This is a genomic window from Methylomonas sp. Uni0009 (assembly GCF_054188105.3).
This window is the reverse complement of sequence record NZ_JBTAFN010000003.1, coordinates 98812-124694: the sequence shown is the minus strand read 5'-3', so window position 1 is coordinate 124694 and position 25883 is coordinate 98812. Positions and strand designations below refer to the sequence as shown.

Genomic DNA, 25883 nt, shown 5'->3' with positions numbered 1-25883 from the left:
CAACAATCTAAGCGGCTTGCGCCTGGGCGTTTTTCAACACCTCGGCAATCGCCGCGATCATCAACTGCGCAGTTTTGGCGCCGGCATCGATATGGCCCTTGCTGCGCTCGCCCAGAAACGAGGCGCGGCCCTTGGTAGCCAGCATGTCCCGAGTCGCTTCCACGCCTTCTGCCGCCACCAGGCTTAGGCTATCCAGAATCTCGGCCAGCGGCTTACCCGCAGCCGCAAGCTCCCGCAACGCCTTGGCGACCGGCACTAGCACATCCAGCATGGTCTTCTCACCGACATCAGACTTGCCGCGTTGCTTCACAGCCTCGACTGCCTGCAAAAATGCATCAGAAAACCCAGCAAGATCGATAAGCTTGTCCTTAGCATTCTTTGCCAACGCGATGAACAAAGTCGCGTACAAAGATCCGGACGCACCACCGACAGCAGCCATCACCGTCATGCCAATTTTCTGCCACGCAACAACCCAGTCGAGTGTCGCTATCTCACCGGCATACTCGCGTAAGGCCTGCAAACCACGCTGTAAATTAAACACATGGTCGCCGTCGCCTATCGCTTGATCCAGTTCGGTTACTTCTTCGGCATGCGCATCAATGGTCTCAATCAACGCTTGAATCAATTCCGGAAACAAAGATGGGGTCAATGACATGCCGCCTCCGCGCAACAAAACAATTAAGTTTGCTGAGCATAGCTAAAACGCCCTATTACTGTCCAGCCATACACATTCGCAGACACACTGTGCTAGAGAACATTTGGCAAATTCTCTGCTTCCGCCGAACCGATGACGGCCGAGATAGCTGAATGACTGACGATTTATCTATTTTCCAGCGCCAGCGCATCCAGAAACGGCAACTCCGTATCCGCGTCACACACGCTGAAGTGATATTTATCCTTCAAATATTCCAAAAGCCAGGCGTTGGTGTCGGCTCTGCGCTGCCCGGCAGCCTCGTTCATTTGTTGCAAGCGCTGACGCACCGCGTGTTGCGGCAATAACAACAGCTCAATATCGGCCATTGATACGAATTTTTCCGGATCGGGGTTCTTGCCGTTAAAAATCTTGAATAGCTGATGCTTTTTTAAGCCCAAATGCGTGTTGAGCTCGTCCTTAAACTCGATGAATAACGGTAACAAATCGCTACCGACACACGAGTCTTCATGCAGCTTGTGTAACCGATTCAGCAAATGGTAGACCGCAAACCGGTACAATTCCGACTCACGCACAAACAGCCGAGCGGCCATGGCACGCACGGCAATCCGGTCGGAATTGTTCAACCGGATCGAAACGATGTGTTTTTTATCGTCTAAAAGATGTTCGTTGTCGTTCAACGCAAGTCCTTTGTGATTAATCGCCGGCAAACTCAAACCGGTCGAAACAACTTAATTTGCGAGAATTTAAAGCATCAATGTTACAGATTTATAACAAACGCCCAGACACGCGAAAATTTCCGGCAAATCGCTCGACTATTGCTGCGGACATACGGCAAAACACCGGATTTTGAGGAAAAGTATTTATTGCGTACGCGGGATGAAAAAAATATAATCGCGCGCTTTTTTCGAGCGAATAGCGTTTTTCAAAACACTTTCAGAGTCTTAGCACAATGACCAGTCACATCATGCCTACCTATGCCCGCCAGTCGGTCACTTTTACACGCGGCGAAGGCGCGTGGTTGTGGGATACCGATGGACGCCGCTATCTCGACTCGGTCGCCGGCATTGCCGTGTGCAACCTGGGCCACGCCCATCCGGCCGTGCATGAAGCGCTCTGCCGGCAAAGCAAAACCTTGCTGCATACCTCCAATCTTTACGGCGTAGAGCTGCAGTCGCAACTGGCGGATAGACTGATCGAGCTAAGCGGCATGGATAATGTGTTTTTCAGCAATTCCGGCGCCGAAGCCAACGAAGCGGCGATAAAGATCGCACGCAAATACGGCCACCAGCAAGGCGTTGAAAGCCCAGTAGTGTTGACTATGGAAAAAAGCTTCCATGGCCGGACTATGGGCACTCTGAGCGCTACCGGCAACACCAAGATCAAGCAAGGCTTCGCGCCGCTGTTGGCCGGGTTTACTCATGTGCCGTACAACGACATTCCGGCTATCGAAGCAGCTCTCGCCGCCGATAAAAACATCGTCGCGATCCTGGTTGAACCGGTGCAAGGCGAAGGCGGGGTGAATATTCCGGCGGCGGATTACTTAAACCAAATTCGCGCACTATGTGATCGGCACAATCTGCTGATGATGCTGGATGAAATTCAAACCGGCGCCGGCCGTACCGGGCGTTTTCTGGCTTACCAACATAACGGCATCCTGCCGGATGTATGTACGATGGCTAAAGCCTTGGGTAACGGCGTGCCGATTGGCGCTTGCCTGGCGCGCGGCAAAGCAGCAGACGTGTTACAAGCCGGCAATCACGGCTCGACGTTTGGCGGCAATCCACTGGCGTGCAGCGCGGCCTTAGCGGTACTGGAAACTTTATCAACCAGCACCTTGATCGCCGATGCGCAATCAAAAGGCGAACAAATTTGCCAGCGCTTCAAAAACGCACTGGCAGATACCCCGCATATCGTCGATATTCGCCATAAAGGTTTGATGATAGGCATTGAACTGGATCGGCCTTGCGGCGAATTGGTCGGAAAAGCCTTGGCGGAAGGCTTATTGATCAACGTCACTGCCGACAACACTATCCGTTTGCTGCCGCCGCTAATCATCGACGACGCGCAAATATCAACGCTGACAGACACCCTGACAGCGCTCATTCAGGCATTTTGCAGACAATAACCATGCAACCCAGACACTTCATCAGTCTGCTGGATTTGTCCAGCGCCGAACTACACAACCTGATTCAACGGGCCATTCAGCTCAAATTGCATCGCACCCCGGACTATCAGCCCTTCAAAGGTAAAGTGCTGGCGATGATTTTCGAAAAATCCTCGACCCGCACCCGTATCTCCTTCGAAGCAGGCATGGCCCAATTCGGCGGCAGCGCCCTGTTTCTGTCACCACGAGACACGCAACTCGGCCGCGGCGAACCCCTGGAAGATAGCGCCAAGGTGATCTCCAGTATGGTGGACTGTATTATGCTGCGCACCAACAATCACGAAACGGTCACCACCTTTGCCAAGCACTCGCGAGTACCAGTCATCAATGGTCTGACCGATTTGCTGCACCCGTGTCAATTGCTGGCCGATATGCAAACCTATTTCGAACTGCGCGGCGACATCGCCGGCAAAACCGTAGCCTGGATCGGCGACGGCAATAATATGTGCCATTCCTATATCAATGCGGCTCGCCAATTCGACTTTAAATTGAACATCGCCTGCCCTGTCGATTACCGTCCGCAGCAAAGTATCGTCGATGCCGCCGGACATAGAGTGGCGTTTTTCAATACGCCGGAGCAAGCCGCAGAGCAAGCCGATTTAGTAGTAACCGATGTCTGGGCCAGCATGGGACAGGAAGAGGAACAAAAAAAACGCGAATTCGTATTTAAGGATTTTCAGGTCAACAGCAAAACCATGGCTGCCGCCAAAACCGATGCGCTGTTCATGCACTGCCTGCCGGCACATCGCGGCGAAGAAGTGACAGCCGAGGTCATCGACGGCCCACAAAGCGTGATATTTCCGGAAGCCGAGAATCGCCTGCACGCTCAGAAAGCGCTACTGGAATTTCTCATCTGCCGATAATTTCGCTAGAATCGCCGCTTTCTTTACGCCGAACGAAGAGTGATACTGTGAAAAAAACTTTTGCCTACCTGTTTGCCTGTCTGCTGATTAGCCCGCTTGCCATGGCAAGAACCGCCTACGTCACCGACAAAGTCGAGGTGCCATTACGTAGCGGCGAAAGCGAGCGCACCAAGATAGTCAAAATGTTGGAAAACGGCATCCCAGTCAGCGTATTGCAAGAAAGTACCGAAAACGGCTATACCTATATACAAACCAGTAGCGGCGCGGAGGGATTCATTCTCAGCCGCTACCTGACCGGCGAACCCAGCGCCCGCAATCAACTGGAAGCCGTCAGCAAAAAACTCGAAGCGCTGCAGGAAGAAAACAAACAACTTAAAGCCGGACAAGCCAACAGCCAGGAAATTGGCAAAGAACGCGATAAGCTCAGCGCCGACCTTAGCGAACTTCAGCAAACTGCCGCCAATGCGATACAACTCAAACAACAGCGCGACCAATTGCAGGAGCGCGTCATCTCCGTCGAACGCGAACTACAACAATTAAAACGCGAAAATCAGGCGTTGACCGACAGCAGTAACCAGGACTGGTTTTTGTACGGCGGCGGCTTGGCTTTATTCGGCGTATTGCTGGGCTTTATTCTGCCCAAACTCAGCTGGCGCCGCCGTTCCAGCGGCTGGGATAGTTTTTAGTTTTAAACGAATTAGCCGCAGGACCGCCCTGCTTCAAATGACGCCCTTTCCCGCGGCAGTTTAAGCGCCGCTTTTGCTTTCATCTGGAATCACCATGCCTGCATACCGTTCTCATACCACCACTCAAGGCCGCAATATGGCTGGCGCGCGCGCATTGTGGCGCGCCACCGGCATGAAAGACGGCGATTTCAATAAACCGATTATCGCAGTAGCCAATTCTTTCACTCAGTTCGTGCCGGGCCACGTACATTTAAAAGATCTTGGCCAATTGGTGGCGCGCGAGATTGAACTGGCCGGCGGCGTCGCCAAGGAATTCAACACCATCGCGGTTGACGACGGCATTGCCATGGGTCACGACGGCATGTTGTATAGCCTGCCCAGCCGCGATTTGATTGCCGACAGCGTCGAGTACATGGTGAATGCGCATTGCGCCGATGCGATTGTCTGTATATCCAACTGCGACAAAATCACCCCAGGCATGTTGATGGCGGCTATGCGCATCAATATTCCGGTGATCTTTGTCTCCGGCGGCCCGATGGAAGCCGGTAAAGTACGGTTGGCGGAAAGCGCGGACATCAAGAGGCTGGATTTGGTGGACGCCATGGTCATGGCGGCAGACAGCAAAGTATCCGACACCGATCTAGCGGCTGTCGAACGCTCTGCCTGCCCGACTTGCGGCTCGTGCTCCGGCATGTTCACCGCCAATTCGATGAACTGCCTGACCGAAGCGCTGGGCTTGTCGTTGCCGGGCAACGGTACCATGTTAGCCACCCATGCTGATCGCGAACAATTGTTCAAACAAGCCGGTCGCCGTATCGTCGAACTGGCCAAACAATATTACGAGCAAAATGACGCATCGATGCTGCCGCGCGCGGTGGGTTTTAAAGCCTTTGAAAATGCGATTGCCCTGGACATTGCCATGGGCGGCTCCACTAACACCATCTTGCATCTATTGGCGATTGCTCAAGAAGCCGGCATCGATTTCACCATGGCGGATATTGATCGCATGTCCAGAGTGGTGCCGCAATTGTGCAAGGTCGCGCCCAACACCGACAAATATCATATCGAAGACGTACATCGCGCTGGGGGCATCATGGCGATTCTGGCCGAACTTAACCGGGCGGGCCGCTTGCACACCGATGTACCCACCGTGCACGCCAAGACTCTCGGCGATGCCCTGGCACAATGGGACATTACCGCCAACCCCGACGATGCCGTAAAAACTTTTTATATGGCTGGCCCCGCCGGTATTCCGACTCAGGTAGCGTTTAGTCAGAACACCCGCTGGCCCAGCCTGGACACTGATCGCGCCGAAGGCTGTATCCGCTCCATTGACCATGCCTTCAGCCAGGAAGGCGGGTTGGCGGTATTGCACGGCAATATCGCTCTGGATGGCTGCGTGATCAAAACCGCCGGTGTCGATGACAGCCTGCTGGTATTTGAAGGCAACGCCCATGTGGTCGAATCGCAAGATGAAGCGGTAGAAAACATCCTCAATAACAAAGTCAAAGCCGGCGATGTAGTAGTGGTGCGTTACGAAGGCCCCAAAGGCGGACCCGGCATGCAGGAAATGCTGTATCCGACCAGCTACATCAAATCCAAGGGTTTGGGCAAAGCCTGCGCGCTATTGACCGACGGCCGTTTTTCCGGCGGCACCTCCGGCTTGTCCATCGGCCACTGTTCGCCGGAAGCGGCAGCTGGCGGCGCGATTGGTTTGGTAAAAAATGGCGACCGTATTCGTATTGATATTCCCAAGCGCACGATCAACGTAATGGTGAGCGACGAGGAACTGGCCCAGCGCCGGACCGAACAGGATAAATTGGGCTGGAAACCAGCCAAGCTGCGCCCCCGCAAAGTTTCAGTGGCGCTGAAGACTTATGCTCATTTTGCCACCTCCGCCGACAAGGGCGCCGTGCGGGATTTGTCCAGGCTCGAAGATTAGTACCTTTACGATGCAACAAAAGGCTCGATGGCTTTGGCAGTTAAGACGCCATCAAGTCTTCAACTTTGCATATCAACCAACACGTGGTCATTTGCTGCTTCCAAAATATCTGGAAGCAGCCTTACTATTCCGGTTAACTCCTTACAAGCTTCGCCAGAATTTTCAATGCTGTACCCCATAGAGGCAGCACATAATTTTTGGTAGCGATTGCAACTGAAGCGATCAAACCGGCTAAATCGTGTAATTGATCCATTTCCGCTGCAACTTGGCCTTAATCCCAATCGCTGATGAAACGCTTCCTGCTGCAACTGCTCTACATCTGGAAACAAAAGCTGAAAATCTATTTCATAGCCGGCTGGATCGGTGCCGGCATGGGAATATTTTTATTGGCGCCCAGTTACGATTACATCAGTTCGCGCGAACGCAACGCCGACCCGCTCTCCTCTATCGAATTCGTGCTCGGCCAGTTCACTGAAGTAATGACCGGCCAAATCAATCAGAACAACCTGATTCTGTTCTACGCCGAAATCGGCGCGATACTAGGTCTGCTATCGCTGGGTTTTTATCAGATACTGCACAAGCGGTTGGTCGCTTTGGATGCGTTGAAAGTCGAGCTGGAAAAGGATTTGCCGACCATCATCCGCCAAGGCGAAGGACCGCTGCTGGAGTTTAAATCGTCGCTACGCTGGGATATTCAGGAACAGCGCGTCAATAAAGCCCTGGAAGGGGTGATTATGAAAACGCTGGCCGGTTTCTTTAACAGTCCGGTTGGCGGCACCTTGCTGATCGGCGTGGCCGACAATGGCGAAGTCCTCGGCCTGGAATCGGATTTCCAAACCCTGAAAAAACCGGACCACGATGGTTTCGAGCAAACCTTGATGACTGCGATCTCCAGCAATCTGGGGGCCGATTTGTGCCCGCTGATCCACGTGCTTTTTCATAAATTGGCCGACCGTGATGTGTGCAGGGTTATTGTTTCCCCCTCGCACCGGCCGGTGTTTCTGACGCAGAGCAACACCCCCAAATTCTTCGTGCGAACTGGCGGCGGTACTCGGGACCTGAACATTCAAGAAGCGCTGGATTATGTGGCCAGCCGTTGGAAAAAAACCAAATAACCAGCCCTGATTGGGTTTTAACGCTGGCAAAGTTAAACTAAGCAACCGGCAACATAGTAAACGATTCGTAAACACTCCATGGAACATCAATCAACTTTCGTTAATTGGTTCAGAAATTCGTCGCCTTACATCCATGCTCATCGCAACCGCACCTTTGTGATCTTTTTCGGCGGGAACGCGGTAACGGAGCCGGAGTTCGACAATCTGATTCACGACTTCGCGTTGCTGAGGAGTCTGGGCGTCCGGCTGGTACTAGTGCACGGCATTCGCCCGCAGATCGACGAACAAGTCACCGGGCATGGCAACACGCCGCAGTTTCACCACCATTTACGGATCACCGACGCCACGACCTTGCAATACGTCAAGCAGGCCGCAGGTTTGGTACGGGTGGAAATTGAGGCCCTGTTATCGATGGGTGTGTCCGGCTCGCCGATGGCCGGCGCCAAAATACGTGTCGCGTCCGGCAATTTCGTTACGGCCAAACCCTTGGGCGTACTGGATGGCATCGACTATTGTCACACCGGCAAGGTCCGGCGTATCGATGCACAAGCCATTCATCAGCAACTGGATCAACACAATGTGGTGCTGATTTCACCTATCGGTTATTCGCCCAGCGGCGAAATTTTTAATCTGTCGGCCGAGGAAGTGGCAACCGAAGTAGCCATCGCCTTGCAAGCCGAAAAGTTGATTTTGTTGACCGAACAAAATTGCGTATCGCCTGGCGATAATCACCCCATACAACAGCTCACTACCGCTCAAGTTTCAGCATTATTGCAAGAGATACCAACGGTCCCAGATGAAGTCGCCCGCTCCTTGCGCGCCGCGGTGCAAAGTTGCGAAAAAGGCGTACAGCGCGCGCACTTGATCAATAGGCATGTGGACGGCGCCTTACTCCTGGAACTGTTTACCCGCGACGGTATCGGTACACTGATTAGCTCTAACGCCTTCGAAACCATACGGGCAGCGACATTGGACGACATCGGCGGCATTATGGAGTTGATCAAACCCTTGGAGCAGCAAGGCATCCTGGTCAAGCGTTCGCGGGAAAAGCTAGAGATGGAAATTGGCGACTATATAGTCATCGAGCGTGATGGCTTGATCATTGGTTGCACGGCGTTTCATGTGATGGCCGACGGCAACAGTGCGGAGATTGCTTGTCTGGCAGTGCATGCCGATTATCAAAAAGGCGCGCGCGGCAACAGCTTGTTGGACTATCTAAGCAACAAAGCCAAATCCGAAACTATTCGCCGCTTGTTCGTACGTTCCACGCAAACCGTGCATTGGTTCGTCGAGCGCGGTTTTACACCTTGCGAAATCGACGATTTGCCCGAACCGATGAAAAGCGCTTACAACTATCAGCGCAATGCCAAGGTATTGTATAAAGACGTTTAACATCACCTTCCACCCACTCAGCTCACGGAATATAGGATGCTCGATAAACAGGATTTTCTGACAGTCGTAAAAAACACGCCCTTAGTCTCTATCGATTTAATTGTACGTTCCAGCAAGGACGAAATATTGATGGGCATGCGCGTGAATGAACCGGCGGCAGGCTATTGGTTTGTGCCCGGCGGCAGAATTTTTAAATCCGAAACCCTGGAAGATGCGTTCCAAAGAATCACTGAAACCGAATTAGGCACTGCTTACAGCATAGAAAGCGCAGATTTACTCGGTGCATTCACCCATCTATATGAGACTAATTTTGCCAAACAGCCTGGTATCGGCACCCATTACGTGGTTTTAGGCTATCAATTACAGCTGGATATCGATATTAATCAGTTACCGGCACAACAACACTCAAATTACCGTTGGATTGGCAAACACGAAGACTTGAGTGAAGTGCACCCTAACAGCCAAGCCTACTACCCCTATCTGCGCTGACCAATGCCTGCTTTAAAAGTCTTGCAGTTAACCGACCTGCATATATTGCCGCATGCCGGCGATAAAATGTTGGGTATCGATACCGAACAGTATTTCCAAAACACCTTGGCCCACGCGCATGTCACGCACGGCCCATTCGATTTGATTTTATTGACCGGCGATTTGGGCCAAGACCCTAGCGCCGATAGCTACCGGCGAATTTGCCGGCATCTGCAAACTTATCAAACACCTTGCCTGTGTTTGCCGGGTAATCATGACGACTGGGAACTGATGCAAACCGAGTTGAACGTTGACTTCGTCAGTTGCCGTAAACATGTGCTGCTGAAGAATTGGCAGATTATTGCGTTAAACAGCCAAAAACCCGGGTGCCCTGGCGGGCTTGTATCACAGGAAGAACTGGCATTTTTGCAGCAAACACTAAGCACAAATGACGCGCCCGCCCTGCTGGCGATACACCATCATTGCGTTACAAGCCAAAGTAGCTGGATGGATACGATGCAAATTGAGAACGGTGAGGAATTGCTAGCAATAGCGGAACACTTCCCACAAGTTAAAGCCATCACTTGCGGCCATTTGCATCAGGAAATGCAAACTAGTCATAGACAAATAGCGATATACGCCACGCCGGCCAGCTGTTTTCAGTTCAAACCGTTTGCCACTGAGTTTGAATTGGACACGCTAGCACCCGGGTACAGGGTCTTCGAATTGGGGGATGACGGCGACTTGCGATCCAGATGCTATCACCTGCCCATCAGCATGAGCGGCTTACAAACCAACCAGCACAGTTACTAACCAAACGCCAATCTTCCGGATAAATAACTCTCGGCGTTGACACCCACGTCATTGGCAATCAGCAAAGCTCCCAGTTCGTCCATCGCTTTGCGGTACACCCGGCGCTTGAAGTAGACCACGTCTTTCAGCGGATACCAGTACTCCACCCACTTCCAGTTATCGAACTCCTGCTTGTGCCCGCAATCGAACCTGACATTCGATTCATCTGTCATCAAGCGCAAAATAAACCAAATCTGTTTCTGCCCGATGCACAAGGGCGTGGAATTTTTGCGGATATACCGATCCGGCAGTTTATAGCGCAACCAATAACGGGTGCGCCCCAGCAACTGCACATGCTCTGCACACAAGCCGGTTTCCTCCCACAACTCCCGATACATCGCGGTTTCCGGGTCCTCGTCGCCATCGATCCCGCCCTGCGGAAACTGCCACGAGTTAGCGCCCTTGCGCTTTGCCCAAAACACACGACCCTCGTCATTGCAAAGGATAATGCCGACATTAGGCCGGTATCCTTTCGAGTCTATCATGTAAAAACCTGTATTATTTGCCGCCCTGTTGCTAATGCCTGGATGTTAAAATTAACAACGGCACGGCCATTAAAATGAATGGCGCAATTGTTCCACAAATAACCGGCGGACGCCACAGGCCGCTACTTTTTTCTTTATGACGACGGATTTGCCGTGAGCTTAGCGATTTTTGATCTGGATAACACGCTGATCGCCGATGACAGCGATTTTTTATGGGGCCAATTTTTAGTCGACCGTGGCATTGTCGACAAAGACCAGTATGAACAGGCCAATAAAAAATTCTACGAGGATTACAAACACGGCACGCTGGATATTGTCGAGTTTTTGCATTTCTCACTGGCGCCACTAGCCCAACACGACGCAGAGCAGCTGCATCGCTGGCGCGCTGAATTCGTCGAAACGCTGATCGAGCCGATCATGCTGGAGGCTGCCCAGGCTTTGGTGGAAAAGCATCGCGCGGCCGGCGACACCTTGCTGGTGATTACTGCCACCAATCGCTTCGTCACCGAACCGATCGTCAAGCTATACGGTATCGACAACCTGCTGGCTACCACACCGGAATTTGTCGATGGTCGCTACACCGGTAAATTCAACGGCACACCCTGCTTTCAGCAAGGAAAAGTAGTGCAGCTGAACGACTGGCTGGCCAATTCCACGGAAACGCTGGCAGGCAGTTGGTTCTACAGCGATTCGCATAACGATTTGCCGCTATTGAGCTTGGTCGATCAACCGGTTGCTGTCGATCCCGACGAAAAACTACGGGAAGTTGCTCGGCAAGCAAACTGGCCGATTATTAGCTTGAGGAAATAAAAGCTGAGGACAAGGGTCAAAAGAAGCGCCCTTTTGACCCTTTATAATATTGAATCGCTTCTATTTTTTCTGTATAAAGAATACTTGTTTATCGGCTTCCTTGAATATCTTCAGCGGAATATGTCCCGCCTGATCGATATAGACGCCAAAGTCCAAATGGGCCGCCGGATCGGTAGCAATCACTTTGACTACCCTGCCGCTTTCCACTTCCATAATCGCCTTTTTCAAACGCAGCAACGGTAACGGACATTGCAATCCGCTGGCATCGACTTCCAAATCAAATTCGATCATAGTGGTGTTCACTCAACTGTTCTTTAGACAACGCTTATAATAACACCAACCCCAGACCACGAAAATCAAGCACCATGGATTACTTCCCGCTTTTCTTAAAACTAAAAGACCAGCCATGCCTGGTTGTCGGCGCCGGCGAAATCGCCTCGCGTAAAATCGAGCTCCTGGCAAAAACCGGCGCGCGTATTACCTTGGTAGCGCTGGAAATTAGCGCCAGCGTCGCGGAAATGGGGCGCAATAATCAAGTAGTAATCCAACAAAAGGCCTTTGCTGCGGACGATGTGAAAGGCATGCGCGTGGTCATATCGGCCACCAACCAGCGCACGGTCAACGAAACGGTTGCGCAAGCTGCAACAGCTCATAATATTCCGGTGAATGTGGTCGATAATCCCGATTTGTGCAGTTTTATCTTTCCAGCGATCGTTGACCGCTCGCCGTTAATCGTAGCAGTGTCTTCCGGCGGCGTGTCACCGGTTCTCGCGCGCTTACTGCGTTCCAAGGTGGAAAGCGCCATTCCCGGCGCGTTCGGGCTGCTGGCGCAGTTTGCCGAGGATTTTCGAGCATTGGTTAAGGAACGACTCAAAGAACCCAACCGCCGCCGGGTATTCTGGGAAGACGCCTTGCAAGGCCACATCGCCGAATTGGTGTTTTCCGGCCGCCGCGAGCAAGCTGCAATAGAATTACAAGCCAAACTTGATGCGGCTGAGCAGACACAAAATCGCGGCGAGGTGTATTTGATCGGTGCCGGCCCCGGCGATCCGGATTTATTGACTTTCCGAGCCCTGCGCTTGATGCAGCAAGCGGATGTGATCGTCTACGACAGGCTCGTCTCCCAGGAAATATTAGAAATGGCTCGCCGCGACGCGGAGAAAATCTACGTGGGCAAGCAACGCAGCAATCACAGCTTACCGCAGGAATCGATCAACGAGTTGCTGGCGAATCTGGCTTTGTCGGGCAAGCGCGTCGCACGCCTGAAAGGCGGCGATCCGTTTATTTTCGGCCGAGGTGGCGAGGAAATCGAAACCCTGATGCAGCAAGGCATTCAGTTTCAAGTCGTACCAGGCATTACCGCTGCCGCCGGCTGCGCCAGCTATGCCGGCATACCGCTGACACATCGAGACCATGCACAGTCGTGCACCTTCGTTACCGGGCATTTGAAGGACGGCAACATCAACCTCAACTGGAGCCAGTTAGCCTCTCCCAACCAGACCGTCGTGATTTATATGGGTCTGGTCGGTTTGGAGACTATCTGCCAATCGTTGATCGATCACGGCTGCCCGGTCGATCAACCAATTGCATTGATTCAACAAGGCACTACCCGCCATCAGCGAGTCATTACCGGCACCCTGGGCGATATGCCTAAACGTGTCGAAAACGCGGACATTAAACCACCGACCTTGATCATAGTGGGCACCGTAGTGCGCCTGCGCAAACAGTTGGAATGGTTTCAACCCGGCCAAAACTAAGCACGTGTGAATTTTTCCTTATTTCAGACGATGTTAAGTTTTACTTGGAAAAATCAGCCCGCAAACCCGGTAAAGGCGCGAACGACAGAGAAAATCGATTGAATTTTTCGCTAAAGTTCCCTATCCTTTACCCGCTTAATTTCCCAATGAACTGCCTATGCAAATAACAATATGCAGTTCTTTTTTTAAACACAACGAGAGAATCATATGAAAAAATCATTCGGTTTATTAGTAGGCGCAGCTTTGATCGCTATCAGCGGACAAGTTGCAGCTAACGAAGCGGAAGAAATCGGCGCGAAAATTTATGAGCGTGCTTTCGGTCGTGGTTGCGGCGCTTGCCATGACATCGCTTCCAACCCACAATTATCGGCCTTGATCAGCGCCGGCAAACTGCCTAAAGACCAGTTCGCTAAAGTTCTGAAAGAAGGCAAAAACGGTATGCCTAAAGCTGTTGCGGCTATCATGGAAGTCGGTCCTGTGAAAAAAGCAGGTTACACCGAAGACCAAGCTATCGATGCAGTTTACGAATATCTGAAAAAATAATCGTAGCCTTACAGGCAAACAAAAAGCCGCTGCCCCTCACGGGACAGCGGCTTTTTTATGGTCGTTATACTACAAGTTAGTCTTGACGACCGAGATACGCCTGTTGGCTGCGTTGATGGGTTAAGCGGTAGCGGTTGCGTAGCCAAACTCCGGCAACCGCCGCAATCATCAATCCGCAAGACACAAAGGTCAGATAAACCAAATCCTTAATGTCGTTCAATTCCTTGATCAGGGCCTGATTGGCAGCCGCACCTTCCACTTTTGCCGGCGAATCAACGGAATAGGTAGTGAGTATTTTGACATCGCCTTTCAGATCCTGAATGGTCTCCAGGGAATCGGCCACGCTACCCTTTTTGATATTCTCTTCCAGAGCTCTTAGCTTGCTGTCGATAGACCCGCTTAACAAGCCGAACAACTGACCTTTCAAGGCGCTGATTTCGGCGGATAGCGCCGGATTCTGCGTGGCATACACTGCCGAGATAGCCTGATGCTTTTGTATTTCGGTCAACAGATTTTGTTTAGGCAGTAAGACAAAACCCAACAAAAAAACCGCCGCCATCAACGCCAGAACCAGCATTAACAAAAAGCGATTAGCCTTCATCAGCGCCTGATGCTGATGGGCGCGCAGATAGACTATCTCATGCTTATCGGTATTGACATCATCCAGATTAATCTCAGGCATATCGCTCATTATTCTTTTAGTGTTGCTAATCGGGAAGCTCTATTGATTTCCTAGAGCACGCGGCGCCTAAACGGCACCCCATGCCCGCCGGAAATACATCGGCGCATTATACAAGCTAAATCAAAAATGTCCTGTTTTATACAAACCGCGATCAACGACCTTTTTTGGCGGCAATCCGCATTCTCAGGGCATTCAGTTTAATAAAGCCTTCGGCGTCTTTTTGGTTGTAAGCACCACCATCTTCTTCAAAAGTCGCGATATTTTCATCGAACAGACTATTGGTTTCCGAGGCGCGACCGACCACAACCACATTGCCTTTATACAACTTCACCCGGACCTTGCCGTTGACGTTGACCTGTGAGGCATCGATCATGGTTTGTAACAGCGCCCGCTCCGGACTCCACCAGTAACCGTTGTAAATTAAGGACGCATAACGCGGCATCAACTCGTCTTTTAAGTGCGCCACTTCGCGGTCCAGGGTCAGCGATTCGATGGCTCGATGCGCTTTCAACATCACAGTGCCAGCAGGGGTTTCGTAGCAGCCTCTGGACTTCATACCGACATAGCGATTCTCGACGATGTCCAGACGACCAACGCCGTTAGCACCGGCAACTTTGTTCAATTTTTCCATCACCTGATGCGGCGTATGCGGCACATCGTCGATAGCAACGATGTCACCATTTTGATAAGTCAGCTCAACATAGGTCGCTTGATCAGGGGCGTTCTCGGGCGATACGGTCCAGCGCCACATATCTTCTTCCGGTTCCGTCCAGGGATTTTCCAAAATCCGGCCTTCGTACGAAATATGCAGCGAATTGGCATCCATGGAATAAGGTGAGGTTTTACCTTTTTTCATTTCCACGGAAATGCCATGCTGTTCGGCATAATCCAGCAGCTTCTGCCGGGAGTTCAAATCCCATTCGCGCCAAGGGGCGATGATTTTAATATCCGGACGCAAGGCGTAAGCGCCCAACTCAAAGCGCACTTGGTCGTTGCCCTTGCCGGTCGCGCCGTGAGAGACCGCGTCAGCACCGGTTTCATTGGCGATTTCGATCAAGCGTTTGGCAATCAAGGGACGGGCAATCGAAGTGCCGAGCAGATACTCGCCTTCGTAAATGGTATTGGCACGGAACATCGGAAACACGAAGTCACGAGCAAATTCTTCGCGCAAATCGTCGATATAAATTTCCTTGATGCCGGCAGCAGTTGCTTTAGCGCGAGCCGGTTCCAGTTCTTCACCCTGGCCGATGTCGGCGGTAAATGTCACCACTTCGCAGTCGTAGACATCTTGCAGCCATTTCAAAATAACCGAGGTATCCAAACCACCGGAATAGGCCAACACCACTTTTTTAATATCCGACATAATGCGCTTCACACCTTTTACAAATTAAAAAACGGGCGAATTATAACGGAAAACCTCAACGAGTTGCCCGCTAACCACCCTAACCCATACGTAAAACTACAGGCACTGCGCCAACAAACCCACCACCCGCTTTGTCGCGCCTTGGTTATTTTCTACAAACAACCTGCCGTTATCGATCAACCTATTTCTAAACGCCACATCACGATAGAGACGCAACACTGCATCGCTTAGGCTTTGGCTATCACGACACTGTATCGCTCCCTCCAAGGCTAAAATGCGCTCAGCAATTTCCTGAAAATTAAACATTTCCGGGCCAAATAACACGGGTACGCCAATGGCAGCCGGTTCCAATACGTTGTGACCACCGACCGGCACCAGACTACCGCCGACAAAAGCCAGATCGGCAGCGGCGTACAACATTTTTAACTCGCCCATGCTGTCCGCGATATAAACATCGGTTTGCTCGTGATGCTGCTTTTGCTCGCTACGCATCGCCACCACCAAACCCTGCTGTTCGCAGAGCCTTTTAACTGCTTGAAAGCGCTCAGGATGACGCGGCACTATCAACAATAGCAATTCGGGTATCGATGCTTTAAGGAGCGGGTAAAGCACCAGAAATATCTCTTCTTCGCCCTGATGAGTGCTGGCGACAATCCAAACCCAGCGCCGGGCAAACAATTGTTGTTTCAAAGCCTGCCCAGCCGCAACCGTGGCCGCATCTATGGTCACATCAAACTTGATATTCCCTAGCACCTGTACTTGCGTCGATTCGGCGCCAATCTCGATAAACCGCGAGCGATCTTCCTCGGTTTGCGCTGCAATCGTGTGCACGCAAGCTAAAGCCGGTTTAACCAACCGCGGGATTTTTTGATAAGAACGCGCAGATCGCTCGGACAATCGCGCGTTAATCACAAATAGTGGAATCGCCTGCATCGCACAGGCGGCAAACAAATTCGGCCAGATCTCCTTTTCCATGATCACCGCCAGCCTTGGCCGAAAATGCTTAAGAAAGCGCGCGACTATAAAAGGTAAATCGTAAGGCAGATAGACGTGTTCGACTTGGTCAGCCAGTACAGCTTGAACACGCGCCGACCCTGTCGGCGTGGTGGTGGTGACCAACACCGGTATTTCCGGATATTCAGCCTGCAATAGCTTAAGCAATGGAAAAGCCGCTTCCGCTTCGCCCACCGAAACCGCGTGCAACCAAATGACATCGCGCTTTGATGGGGTGGAATAGATGCCTAAGCGTTCGCGCCAACGCTGCCGGTAGGCCGGCGCTTTGATGCCGCGCCAGTAAAGCCTAAACAAAACGGCGGGTAAAATTAAACCGAAAACCAATGTATAGAGACGACGCATCGGCTTTTAAAACCTGTAAGCCAGCTGCGAAACAAAGCGTTTTAAAGCTAGCGTTGCGTCATTGGACATTAGCACACCCTCAAAAATACCAGGGAGTATATCAAAGGGTAAATCTAAAATTTAACTGCTAACTTATGATTAGAACTCGGTACAAGGTAGCGACGAATCTATTGGGAGGAACGGTCGACCACATCCTTAGCAGCCCCGTAACAAAGACGCCATCCCTGGCGAATCTTCCTGATTATTCCTAAAACCACATTTCCTTGCGCTACAAACCGTCAGACTTGCAGCATGCTTTCATCCTTACGCCGCGACAGCAGCTTTACGGCGACCGCCAAAACCGATCATACCGGCCATCGCACTGCCGAATAACCAAACGGCGCCAGGGACCGGTACTGCGGCGATGGACAATTCATAGCCGGAGACGTTTGCATTCCATCTGCCGACGCCGTTACCACCCAGCGCAATGGTATAAACTTGGCCTGCCTCTGCGAAAAACTCAAGATAATTCACGGCATCTACGGTAGCGTCATGAGTCAGGTACTCCATACCGGAACCAACGCCCGTATTGTAGAAAGGGTTGCTGGTATTTTCCGGCTTGCCGGTGTTATTCCAACTACCGTGGTGGCTATAAGCTACCGAGTTGGTAGTATCCATACCTTTAAACACGGTAACGCCAAAATTACCGTTAATGGTGCCCAGCGAGGTCAGGTTCAGCCTCAGTACAGTAGAGATGTCGGATTTAATCAAACCCATGTCAATTTGGTGTTTCCAACCGGTTGGACCTGTTGCAGTGGGTAAACCGTCGTTACCCAGGCCATTATCTTTCCAAGCACCGGCGCCCGTATCAATTTCCGCTGCCACGCCATAATCAGCCAGTGCGTCGGCGGCAGACACCTCCAAGGTTCCTGGTCCGTGAATCGCCGCAGCCCAGTTCAAATGCGCGCGACCGGTATATCCAAACGGCAACGCACCGCCTGCTGTACCAAGCCAAGGCACTTGGGTACCTTGATAGCCACCGCTTTCAGGGCCGGTCGCAATGGTATCGACATCAGGACCGTCATAAGTGTAATTCCAACCATCGGTTGCACTGGCCGCCGTTGTCGTGAAGGTGTTGTACATGACGTGCGCCGATGCGGTAGATGCACCCGCTGAAAGCGCAACACCCGCGACCGCCATCGAAACAGCTTTAGCCAATTTTGTTTTGATCATACGTTTTTTACCTTAAATCTTAAGTTTTGGGGAGAAAGCACCTTGAGTCCAGGACTTAACAATCTTGTAAGCCATCACTGACAGGCACCTGCCTCCCTAACGCAATCCTTATGCCACCTATAAAACGTATTAATTACAAACAATTAGAATTTACTTATTCTCAGCCCCTAATCAAATTCCGTGATTTAGCTCACAAAAAACAGGTGAAATAACATAATTTAGATTTTCCCCTTACTCGAGCAACCGTTTCCGACCAAAGTTCGAGAGCAACACAGAGTTAGGTGTAACATTGTATTGAAAACATCAGCGGCAAGTCACAGAGCCATCAAACGCCCAGCGTAGCTATCGTCTCAACCTACGTTCCAAATCCAGCAGACGCTGGGTAGTCTGCAACACCGTATCCGGATTCAAGCTCATCGAATCAATGCCGATTTCGACTAAATATTCGGCCATTTCCGGGTAATCGGACGGCGCTTGACCGCAAAGACCTGAATGCCTGCCGTTGCGGCGAGCACCTTCCACGGCCAGGCGAATCATCGTCTTCACGCCGGCATCTCGCTCGTCGAAGTCGTTGGCAACGATTTCGGAATCCCGATCCACACCCAAGGTCAATTGGGTCAAGTCGTTGGAACCGATCGAAAAACCATCGAATAATTTAGCGAATTCATCGATCAAGATGACGTTATTCGGTATTTCGCACATCACGTAAATTTCCAGGCCGTCATCGCCACGCCTTAAACCCAGCTCCGCCATGTAAGCCAATACTCTCTCGGCCTCGTCTATGCGCCGACAGAATGGGATCATCAACACCACATTTTTCAGGCCCATTTGCTCGCGCACCCGCTTCATGGCCGCGCATTCCAGCGCAAACCCCTCGGCATAAGCCGGGTGCACATAGCGCGAGGCGCCGCGAAAACCAATCATCGGATTGGCTTCGTCGCGCTCGAACCAACGTCCGCCCAGCAAGGTGGCGTATTCGTTGGTTTTGAAATCCGACATCCGCACCACCACCGGCTTCGGATAAAACGCCGCGCCGATCGTACCGACACCTTCCGCCAGACGTTGAATAAAGAACTCTTCCGGTTGGGCATAGCCTTCGGTCAACTGCTTAAGTTGCTCCAGTTCGCCGGCATCCGCGACCTTTTCCGGGTGAATCAAAGCCATCGGATGGGCCTTGATATATTCGGTGATGATGAACTCCATCCGCGCCAGACCGACGCCGTCGTTGGGCAGAAAACTGAGTTTAAACGCCAACTCCGGATTGCCCAGATTGAGCATGATCTTGGTTTTTGGCCGTTGCAGTTGCGACAAATCCGTCTGCGTCACGTCAAAATCCAGCCGGCCGGCATAGACTTTGCCGACATCGCCTTCCGCGCACGACACCGTCACCACGCTGCCGCTCGCTATCGCGGCCGTCGCGTTCTCACAACCGATCACCGCCGGCACGCCCAATTCGCGGGCAATGATAGCGGCATGACAAGTGCGCCCACCGCGATTGGTGACGATGGCGGCGGCGGTTTTCATCACCGGCTCCCAATCCGGCGTGGTCATATCGGCCACCAGCACTTCGCCCGGTTTGAAACTACCGAGTTTGGCGACGTTGTCTATCACCCGCGCCTGCCCAACTGCAATCTTGCTGCCCACGGCATGGCCTTTGACGATGGCTTCGCCTGCCTGTTTGAGCTGGTATTGTTCTAACACGTTACCCCGCTTTTGTGAGGCCACGGTTTCCGGGCGGGCCTGCACGATATACAACTTACCGTCCAACCCATCCTTAGCCCATTCCATGTCCATAGGTCGGCCATAATGGCGTTCGATTTTCAGCGCGTAATCGGCCAATTGCAGCACTTCCGCATCGTCGATACAAAATTGCCGGCGCTCCTGATTTGAGGTGGCGACGTTGCGAATCGGTTCGCGGGTGCGGCCGTCGCTATAGATCATCTTGATTTTTTTTGCTCCCAGCGTACGCCGCAATACCGCTCGATAACCTTGGGCGAAAGTGGGTTTATGCACGTAAAATTCGTCCGGATCGACCGCGCCCTGTACCACGTTTTCACCCAGACCGTAAGCACCGGTGATAAACACGACATCGCTAAAGCCCGACTCGGTATCCAGGGAAAACATCACACCGCTGGCCGCCAAATCGGAACGCACCATTTTCATCACGCCTATCGACAAACCGATTTTGAAATGATCGAAGCCTTGATCGAGCCGGTAATGAATCGCCCGGTCGGTAAACAAGCTGGCAAAACACCGTTTGCAGGCATCCAGCAAGGCTTGGCCGCCGCGAATATTCAGATAAGTATCCTGCTGGCCGGCAAAACTGGCAGTAGGCAAATCTTCTGCAGTCGCGGAGCTACGCACCGCGACGGTTAAATCGTCTTGATATTGCCGTTGTAATTGCCCAAAAGCATCCAGAATTTGCTGCTGCAAATCGGCCGGCAACGGCGCCGCATACACCAAATCGCGCGCCTGTTGCGCACGGCGTGCCAAATCGGCAACATCGTCGGCATCGACGTCGTCGAGTAAGGCGTGCAAACGCGGCCAAGCGTCGGCCTGATCCAGCATATAACGGTAAGCTTCGGCGGTAATCGCAAAACCATTGGGGACCATCACCCCCTCGGTGGCCAGCTCGCGATACATCTCGCCGAGCGAGGCATTTTTACCGCCGACCAGCGGAATATCGTGGATGGTAAGTTCTGCAAACCAGCGGATGTATTGATTGTGCGTGGACATGTTGCGCTCCTTGGCTGTTGTTATGCTTGTCCTGATAAGCATACGCCGTTGGCGGTAATCGGCAAGGGTTTGGAGCTGTCGCCTGGGGCGGATGAAATCCCGGTACGCAAGGTTTTGGCAGATTTTAAGGCGGGTTAATTGTTAAGGTCTGGATTCACTCCCAATGCCGTTAACTTAAGGACTAGGGTTTCGGGCTGGGTTTGAAACGGGTTTTAAACCATCGGGCCGGAAGCCGATCCTTTGCGCTCAGGGACTAAAACCCAATCGTGCGGACATGGTAATTTAGTGCCGCAGCGCGGCGAAGTCTGGAATTCCCACGCAGCGCGTGGGAAGGAGAACAGTCCTCCCTGGTTCCCAAGCTCCCGCTTGGGAACCAAACACTTGGAAGCTCTTGCTTCCTGTAGAGTTAGAAAGCTGGAGCTTCCAAGGCCGAGGTTCCCAACCTAGAGGTTGGGAACCAGAAAGAAGCGCTGCGCGTGGGAACGAGCACGCCTGCCGGCTTCCGCCTTACGCGGGTCAATACTCAATCCGCACCGAGCCCATAAGCGTCCTGGGCGCGCCCACTTCGATACTGTTTCGACTAAACGCCGCTGCGGGGTAATATTCTTTATTCAACAAATTATTGACGTTTAATTGCGTGGTTAATTTGCTCGCTCCCACTTTCCAGGAATAACTGGTCAGCAAATTAACGGTCGCGTAGCCGGGCAATACGACATCGTTATTGGTCGATTCGGTGTGTTGAGAACTGCGGATTATCACCCCGCCACCGAATTTCAATCCCTGCATGAGGCCGGACTGCAACTCATAGGTGGTAAACAAACTACCGCCGTGTCGAGGAACGCCGGGAAACCGCTTGCCGATTTCAGCGTCACTACCGATTGTGGTGACGGCATCCGGCGTGTAGGCGTAGCTGCCTATCATATTCCAGCCCGCCAGAATTTCGCCCTTCAAATCTACCTCCAGCCCTGCAACATTGGCTTCGCCGACTGCGGCGGAAAAACGGGTATCTCTTGGATCAGCCACTCTGGCATTTTGCTTGGTTAGATCGAACCAAGCCATGGTCGCTAAAAATCGTTTGTCGAAGAATTCCGTTTTCAAACCGAACTCCCACTGTTGCGCTGTTTCGGGTGCTAACAAAACACCACCGAGTCCGGTACCGTTAATGCCGGTGAAATTCTCCGAGTAGCTGCCGTAGAGGCTGAGCTCAGGAATCGGCTGCCAAACGAGCCCGCCGCGCGGCGTGACTTTATCTTGTTGAGGACTTACGTTTGGAGTCAATCTCCTAGAGTTTCGCGATATTTGTTCAGAGCTGTCGTAGCGCATCCCCGCTAATATATGCACATGATAGGGCAGTTTGATTTGGTCCTGTATGTACAAACCGAACCAATCTCTATCAGAACTGGAGGTGAAACTTGTTGCGCCCAAAGCTAAATTATCGATCCCCTCACGCTCCAGATAGACCGGATTGAAGATATTGATTGGGGAAGAAAAAGGTGTAATTACATACTTTGTTGATTGCCGGAAGTAATCTCCACCGAGTAATAACGTATGTTGCAAACCCCATGTATCAATATGTCCGGTTAAATTTACAGTATTAAAGAACGAAGCGTCATCTTCAAGACCTGATTTTGCTAGTTCAAATGACCGGTTCAAACTAACATTGTCGGCATTCAAACTCGGAAAACTCGCAACCTGATCTATACCGTTATAAACCGCAGTAAAGCGGTGACTCAATGCCCAATCGTCGTTGAAGGCATGCGACCAGTTGACGCCCACCAAAATTCGTTCGAACTCGCTTTGCGGGTCGGCTTCCCCAAGGAAGCGGCTGCGTGGCACATTGGCAGGACGCGAGCCAATCGCCGGAACGCCACGATCAAATACCATATGTCCGTGGTCATATTCCAATTCGAAATTCATTCTAGTGCGCGGACTGATATTCCAAGTTACGGTCGGAGCGATAAAGATGCGGTCGCTACTCACCGTATCGCGAAATGAATTGGCATCTTTGTATGCCAAATTGAAACGGTATAGCAGGGTCTTGTCCTGGGTAATCGGTCCGGTCGCATCCAATGTGGTTCGGTAATAATCGTAAGAACCGAATTGTTGTTGCAAGGAATAGTACGGCGTTGCCAGCGGCTTCTTGGTCACATAATTGACGACACCACCCGGCGTAGCCTGACCGTACAATAAAGAAGCGGGTCCTTTTAGCACTTCGACTTGCTCGATGTTGGCCAAATCCCGCCCACCCCAGGCACTGGCGAGCGGAAACGCGCCACCGTCGCGATAATCGCCGGTAGGAAACGGATCGAAACCACGCCGCTTTGTCCAATCCAGCCAGTCACCTGAATTCGCCGATCCTTGATAGATACCACTGACGTAATTCAAAGCATCACCCGGCCTTATGGCTTGCACATCCTCCAAAACCTGTTTCGGCACGACCTGGATGGAATAAGGTGTTTCCATGATCGGCGTATCGGTTTTAGTCGCCGTTGTCGTGTTGGGTAGACTGTAATCCGGGTTGTAAGGATCGGTCGAATCATAAACCGCCTTCCCCATCACCGTCACCGCCGGCATCGTCGTAGCCGTGCGCGGCTCGGCGTTCGCGGCTGGTTCCAGCGTAAATGTATCGTCCGCCGTTTTCCGCACAGTCAAGCCCGAATTCTGCAACATCCGCTGCATGGCCTGCTCCGGGGTGTATTGGCCGGACACCGGGCTGGAGCGAAGTTTGCCGACCAGTTCCGCCGGATAGAGCAGGCGCAGGTTGGTCTGGTCGGCGAGTTCGGTCAGGGCGCTGTCCAGGGCTTGCGCCGGGATGTTGAAGGCTTGCGCAGCGTCTCCGGCCATCGCGTTCAGGCTGATAGTGCCGAGCAGCAATAATGCGGCAATAGGCGTGGGTTTAAACATACGGGCCTGGCCGGGATGGACGCTGCCGGTATCGAGTGATTTTTTCATCTGTAATCCTTAACGTGGCGGCGGCACCATTGCCGCGTACCGGTTAAGACGGACGGCCGGAAAAATCTTGTAATGGCGGCGGGATTTTTTTGCGTTAGCCGTGCAACACGGTCAACCAAGGCGTGATTTGACTGATTTTTACCGAGAGGATTTGTTGCAGCATCGTCAGCGTGGCGGCGCGGTCCGCCAGCGGGAAAACGCCGCTGACCCTTAGCGCCGCCAGTTTGACATCGCTGATGACGGTCTTTCCTGGGAAATAGCGGTCCAATTCCGCAACCACATCGGCCAGGGCTTGATTTTTAAAGACCAGTTTACCGCGTTGCCAGGCGGCGTTTTGCTGCGGATCGGCCGGCACTGCGGCTTGCAGGCCGTCAGCGGAACTGTAAACCGCTTGTTGCCCTTCTTGAATGCGGGCGTCGGGCGGGTAATCCGGGGCGTGCAGACCTTTGACGCCCACCGCGTGTTCCTGCACCGTGATGCGGGCGGCTTGGTCTTGCTGCAGTACTTCAAAGACCGTCCCTAAGGCTTTGACCACTACAGTATCGGTGGCTACCTCAAACGGCCGTTTACGGTCGGCGGCGACCTTGAACAAGGCCTGGCCGTGTTTCAATGTCAGTTTGCGGCCGGTATCCGAATAGGCGACCGTCAATGCGGTATCGGTATTCAACAGCACCTGGCTGCCGTCGGCCAAAGTCACGGTTTTTTGTTCGCCGACAGCGGTGTAATAGTCGCTGAACCAGCGGTCGCCAAGATCGGAAAACGGCAAAACCAGAGCCAAGGCAACAGCGGCCGCTGCCAAGCCGCGCCAGACGGGCCGTTTAAATCGGCGGCCCATGGCTTGCGTCGGTATCGGCAGATCCGTTACCGACCAGCCCTCGCCCATGTCCAGCCACAGTTGCTCGGCCTCGGCAAAAGCGCGACGGTGTGAGGGGCTGCGATTTTGCCATTCGGCGGCCGCACGCCGCTCCTGCTCGCCGGCGTTTCCGGCGCGCAGCCGTATCACCCAATCAATGGCCTGATCGGACAAAGTGGTGATTTCGGAAACGGGTGCGTTACTCATCGGCATAAGGTTTGGACGATTGAAACTATTATGACGGATGACGCCGCCGTTCTTGCTGATATTTTCCGGGCGGTCGGCAATTTGCTTCAATGTTGCTTGAGTCTGTCCCGGCAATGCCGCATGGCCCGCGCCAGATGCTTGGCAACCATGCTTTCCGAAATGCGCAGGCGGGCCGCGACTTCGGTATGGCTGAGGCCTTCGACCCGGTTCCAGTAAAAAGCCAGACGGCAGTCTTCGGGTAATTCCGCCAAGGCTTGATGAATGGCTTGCAAGCGCTGGGTCTGCTGATAACGCTGCTCGGGGCCGGGCGACTGTTCGGGAGCGGCGTTGTAGGTGTCGTCGTCGACATCCTGCTTGAGCCGATTGACGCTAAGCCGCTGGTAATCGATCACCAAATTACCGACAACCCGAAACACGAAAGCCCGCGGATTCTCGATAGTTTCCTGCGTTTGCTGGCGGCTCAGCCGTAAATAAGCATCTTGCAGTATGTCCGCGGACAGGTCTTCCGAACCCAGTTTACGCGCGATAAAACGACTGAGCTCATCGCGATGTTTATCGATGAATGCCGCAATTTGCTCTGCGCTTGGTTCGGATTTTTCGCCGCTATCCGAAGGTTTTGCGGAAAATAGTTGGTCGGACATGAGTCATCGCTGCGTTATTGTCCAGATGTTACAAGCACGATACGCACCCAATCGCACAAGCAAATAAAAATCAGGCAATTAAGTTTTTTCGCCGGCGCATACCGGGAATGACAGGCGGAGAAAATACGTGATATGCCGCAGCAGTTTGC

At 52.4% G+C, this 25883-nt stretch carries 23 protein-coding genes; 11 read left to right on the top strand and 12 right to left on the bottom strand.

Annotation, left to right across the window (positions count from 1 at the left end; genetic code table 11):
- Positions 1–7: 7 nt before the first annotated feature.
- Together dhaL and ACWAU0_RS23290 are read right to left on the bottom strand one after the other, a co-directional pair.
- Positions 8–655, bottom strand: coding sequence for a dihydroxyacetone kinase subunit DhaL (gene dhaL / locus ACWAU0_RS23295; RefSeq protein WP_458139338.1), 648 nt, complete (start codon positions 653–655; stop codon positions 8–10).
- A gap of 164 nt (positions 656–819) precedes the next feature.
- Positions 820–1332, bottom strand: a complete 513-nt coding sequence (locus tag ACWAU0_RS23290) for a hypothetical protein (RefSeq protein ID WP_458139337.1) — start codon at positions 1330–1332, stop codon at positions 820–822.
- A gap of 272 nt (positions 1333–1604) precedes the next feature.
- Between ACWAU0_RS23290 and ACWAU0_RS23285 the strand changes: the two genes are divergently transcribed.
- From ACWAU0_RS23285 to cpdA, 8 genes are all read left to right on the top strand, one after another.
- Positions 1605–2780 carry an acetylornithine transaminase gene (locus ACWAU0_RS23285; RefSeq protein WP_458139336.1) on the top strand — a complete coding sequence of 392 codons (1176 nt, stop codon included), beginning with the start codon at positions 1605–1607 and terminating at the stop codon, positions 2778–2780.
- A gap of 2 nt (positions 2781–2782) precedes the next feature.
- Positions 2783–3682: an ornithine carbamoyltransferase gene (argF, locus tag ACWAU0_RS23280; RefSeq protein ID WP_458139335.1), complete on the top strand. Its 900-nt coding sequence runs from the start codon at positions 2783–2785 to the stop codon at positions 3680–3682.
- Between the two features lie 47 nt (positions 3683–3729).
- Positions 3730–4368: a TIGR04211 family SH3 domain-containing protein gene (locus tag ACWAU0_RS23275; protein ID WP_084153328.1), complete on the top strand. Its 639-nt coding sequence runs from the start codon at positions 3730–3732 to the stop codon at positions 4366–4368.
- A gap of 94 nt (positions 4369–4462) precedes the next feature.
- Entirely contained in the window at positions 4463–6310 is a 1848-nt protein-coding gene (gene ilvD, locus ACWAU0_RS23270) for a dihydroxy-acid dehydratase (RefSeq protein WP_458139334.1), read from the top strand.
- Positions 6311–6597: 287 nt separating this feature from the next.
- Entirely contained in the window at positions 6598–7425 is an 828-nt protein-coding gene (locus tag ACWAU0_RS23265) for an AlbA family DNA-binding domain-containing protein (RefSeq protein WP_458139333.1), read from the top strand.
- A gap of 78 nt (positions 7426–7503) precedes the next feature.
- Positions 7504–8817 carry an amino-acid N-acetyltransferase gene (gene argA / locus ACWAU0_RS23260; protein WP_458139332.1) on the top strand — a complete coding sequence of 438 codons (1314 nt, stop codon included), beginning with the start codon at positions 7504–7506 and terminating at the stop codon, positions 8815–8817.
- Positions 8818–8853: 36 nt separating this feature from the next.
- On the top strand, positions 8854–9306 hold the full coding sequence (locus ACWAU0_RS23255; RefSeq protein WP_458139331.1) for a GDP-mannose mannosyl hydrolase: 453 nt from the start codon (positions 8854–8856) through the stop codon (positions 9304–9306).
- A gap of 3 nt (positions 9307–9309) precedes the next feature.
- Positions 9310–10098: a 3',5'-cyclic-AMP phosphodiesterase gene (cpdA, locus tag ACWAU0_RS23250; RefSeq protein WP_458139330.1), complete on the top strand. Its 789-nt coding sequence runs from the start codon at positions 9310–9312 to the stop codon at positions 10096–10098.
- Here cpdA and ACWAU0_RS23245 read toward each other — a convergent pair.
- Complete coding sequence (locus ACWAU0_RS23245; RefSeq protein ID WP_020482442.1) at positions 10095–10622, bottom strand: RNA pyrophosphohydrolase; 528 nt, start codon at positions 10620–10622, stop codon at positions 10095–10097. The genes cpdA and ACWAU0_RS23245 overlap by 4 nt on opposite strands.
- A 153-nt stretch (positions 10623–10775) precedes the next feature.
- Here ACWAU0_RS23245 and ACWAU0_RS23240 point away from each other — a divergent pair, with 153 nt between their 5' ends.
- A complete protein-coding gene (locus tag ACWAU0_RS23240; RefSeq protein ID WP_458139329.1) occupies positions 10776–11432 on the top strand; it encodes a histidinol-phosphatase in 657 nt (218 codons plus the stop codon).
- A 60-nt stretch (positions 11433–11492) separates the two neighbouring features.
- On the opposite strand, the gene ACWAU0_RS23235 is transcribed toward ACWAU0_RS23240, so the two are convergent.
- A complete protein-coding gene (locus tag ACWAU0_RS23235) occupies positions 11493–11723 on the bottom strand; it encodes a sulfurtransferase TusA family protein (RefSeq protein ID WP_020482444.1) in 231 nt (76 codons plus the stop codon).
- Positions 11724–11797: 74 nt separating this feature from the next.
- On the opposite strand from ACWAU0_RS23235, the gene cysG reads away from it, so the two are divergent.
- Both cysG and ACWAU0_RS23225 read left to right on the top strand, forming a co-directional pair.
- Entirely contained in the window at positions 11798–13189 is a 1392-nt protein-coding gene (gene cysG, locus ACWAU0_RS23230) for a siroheme synthase CysG (RefSeq protein WP_458139328.1), read from the top strand.
- Between the two features lie 207 nt (positions 13190–13396).
- Positions 13397–13732 carry a c-type cytochrome gene (locus tag ACWAU0_RS23225; RefSeq protein WP_020482446.1) on the top strand — a complete coding sequence of 112 codons (336 nt, stop codon included), beginning with the start codon at positions 13397–13399 and terminating at the stop codon, positions 13730–13732.
- Between the two features lie 76 nt (positions 13733–13808).
- Here the strand turns inward: ACWAU0_RS23225 and ACWAU0_RS23220 are convergent, their stop codons facing one another.
- From ACWAU0_RS23220 to ACWAU0_RS23185, 8 genes are all read right to left on the bottom strand, one after another.
- Positions 13809–14423 (bottom strand): hypothetical protein, encoded by a 615-nt coding sequence (locus ACWAU0_RS23220; protein WP_101051572.1) that lies wholly within the window; start codon positions 14421–14423, stop codon positions 13809–13811.
- Positions 14424–14565: 142 nt separating this feature from the next.
- Complete coding sequence (locus ACWAU0_RS23215; protein ID WP_033157351.1) at positions 14566–15777, bottom strand: argininosuccinate synthase; 1212 nt, start codon at positions 15775–15777, stop codon at positions 14566–14568.
- Positions 15778–15873: 96 nt separating this feature from the next.
- Positions 15874–17133 carry a lipid IV(A) 3-deoxy-D-manno-octulosonic acid transferase gene (gene waaA / locus ACWAU0_RS23210; RefSeq protein WP_458139327.1) on the bottom strand — a complete coding sequence of 420 codons (1260 nt, stop codon included), beginning with the start codon at positions 17131–17133 and terminating at the stop codon, positions 15874–15876.
- A gap of 303 nt (positions 17134–17436) precedes the next feature.
- Complete coding sequence (locus tag ACWAU0_RS23205) at positions 17437–18345, bottom strand: hypothetical protein (protein ID WP_458139326.1); 909 nt, start codon at positions 18343–18345, stop codon at positions 17437–17439.
- A gap of 342 nt (positions 18346–18687) precedes the next feature.
- On the bottom strand, positions 18688–21081 hold the full coding sequence (ppsA, locus tag ACWAU0_RS23200) for a phosphoenolpyruvate synthase (protein ID WP_458139325.1): 2394 nt from the start codon (positions 21079–21081) through the stop codon (positions 18688–18690).
- 516 nt (positions 21082–21597) lie between these two features.
- A complete protein-coding gene (locus ACWAU0_RS23195; protein ID WP_458139324.1) occupies positions 21598–24033 on the bottom strand; it encodes a TonB-dependent siderophore receptor in 2436 nt (811 codons plus the stop codon).
- 94 nt (positions 24034–24127) lie between these two features.
- Entirely contained in the window at positions 24128–25183 is a 1056-nt protein-coding gene (locus tag ACWAU0_RS23190; RefSeq protein ID WP_523070848.1) for a FecR family protein, read from the bottom strand.
- Positions 25180–25734 carry a sigma-70 family RNA polymerase sigma factor gene (locus tag ACWAU0_RS23185; protein WP_458139322.1) on the bottom strand — a complete coding sequence of 185 codons (555 nt, stop codon included), beginning with the start codon at positions 25732–25734 and terminating at the stop codon, positions 25180–25182. Before ACWAU0_RS23185 ends, ACWAU0_RS23190 begins: the two co-directional genes overlap by 4 nt.
- Between the last annotated feature and the right edge of the window lie 149 nt (positions 25735–25883).

What these genes read in the sequence shown, in the direction of transcription:
- ACWAU0_RS23265 (WP_458139333.1), top strand. Translation starts at nt 6,598, where the DNA reads ATGAAACGCTTCCTGCTGCAACTGCTCTACATCTGGAAACAAAAGCTG.
- ACWAU0_RS23225 (WP_020482446.1), top strand. Translation starts at nt 13,397, where the DNA reads ATGAAAAAATCATTCGGTTTATTAGTAGGCGCAGCTTTGATCGCTATC.
- cysG (WP_458139328.1), top strand. Translation starts at nt 11,798, where the DNA reads ATGGATTACTTCCCGCTTTTCTTAAAACTAAAAGACCAGCCATGCCTG.
- ACWAU0_RS23285 (WP_458139336.1), top strand. Translation starts at nt 1,605, where the DNA reads ATGACCAGTCACATCATGCCTACCTATGCCCGCCAGTCGGTCACTTTT.
- waaA (WP_458139327.1), bottom strand. Translation starts at nt 17,133, where the DNA reads ATGCGTCGTCTCTATACATTGGTTTTCGGTTTAATTTTACCCGCCGTT.
- ppsA (WP_458139325.1), bottom strand. Translation starts at nt 21,081, where the DNA reads ATGTCCACGCACAATCAATACATCCGCTGGTTTGCAGAACTTACCATC.
- dhaL (WP_458139338.1), bottom strand. Translation starts at nt 655, where the DNA reads ATGTCATTGACCCCATCTTTGTTTCCGGAATTGATTCAAGCGTTGATT.
- ilvD (WP_458139334.1), top strand. Translation starts at nt 4,463, where the DNA reads ATGCCTGCATACCGTTCTCATACCACCACTCAAGGCCGCAATATGGCT.
- ACWAU0_RS23215 (WP_033157351.1), bottom strand. Translation starts at nt 15,777, where the DNA reads ATGTCGGATATTAAAAAAGTGGTGTTGGCCTATTCCGGTGGTTTGGAT.
- argF (WP_458139335.1), top strand. Translation starts at nt 2,783, where the DNA reads ATGCAACCCAGACACTTCATCAGTCTGCTGGATTTGTCCAGCGCCGAA.
- argA (WP_458139332.1), top strand. Translation starts at nt 7,504, where the DNA reads ATGGAACATCAATCAACTTTCGTTAATTGGTTCAGAAATTCGTCGCCT.
- ACWAU0_RS23235 (WP_020482444.1), bottom strand. Translation starts at nt 11,723, where the DNA reads ATGATCGAATTTGATTTGGAAGTCGATGCCAGCGGATTGCAATGTCCG.
- ACWAU0_RS23255 (WP_458139331.1), top strand. Translation starts at nt 8,854, where the DNA reads ATGCTCGATAAACAGGATTTTCTGACAGTCGTAAAAAACACGCCCTTA.
- ACWAU0_RS23205 (WP_458139326.1), bottom strand. Translation starts at nt 18,345, where the DNA reads ATGATCAAAACAAAATTGGCTAAAGCTGTTTCGATGGCGGTCGCGGGT.
- ACWAU0_RS23195 (WP_458139324.1), bottom strand. Translation starts at nt 24,033, where the DNA reads ATGAAAAAATCACTCGATACCGGCAGCGTCCATCCCGGCCAGGCCCGT.
- ACWAU0_RS23185 (WP_458139322.1), bottom strand. Translation starts at nt 25,734, where the DNA reads ATGTCCGACCAACTATTTTCCGCAAAACCTTCGGATAGCGGCGAAAAA.
- ACWAU0_RS23245 (WP_020482442.1), bottom strand. Translation starts at nt 10,622, where the DNA reads ATGATAGACTCGAAAGGATACCGGCCTAATGTCGGCATTATCCTTTGC.
- cpdA (WP_458139330.1), top strand. Translation starts at nt 9,310, where the DNA reads ATGCCTGCTTTAAAAGTCTTGCAGTTAACCGACCTGCATATATTGCCG.
- ACWAU0_RS23220 (WP_101051572.1), bottom strand. Translation starts at nt 14,423, where the DNA reads ATGAGCGATATGCCTGAGATTAATCTGGATGATGTCAATACCGATAAG.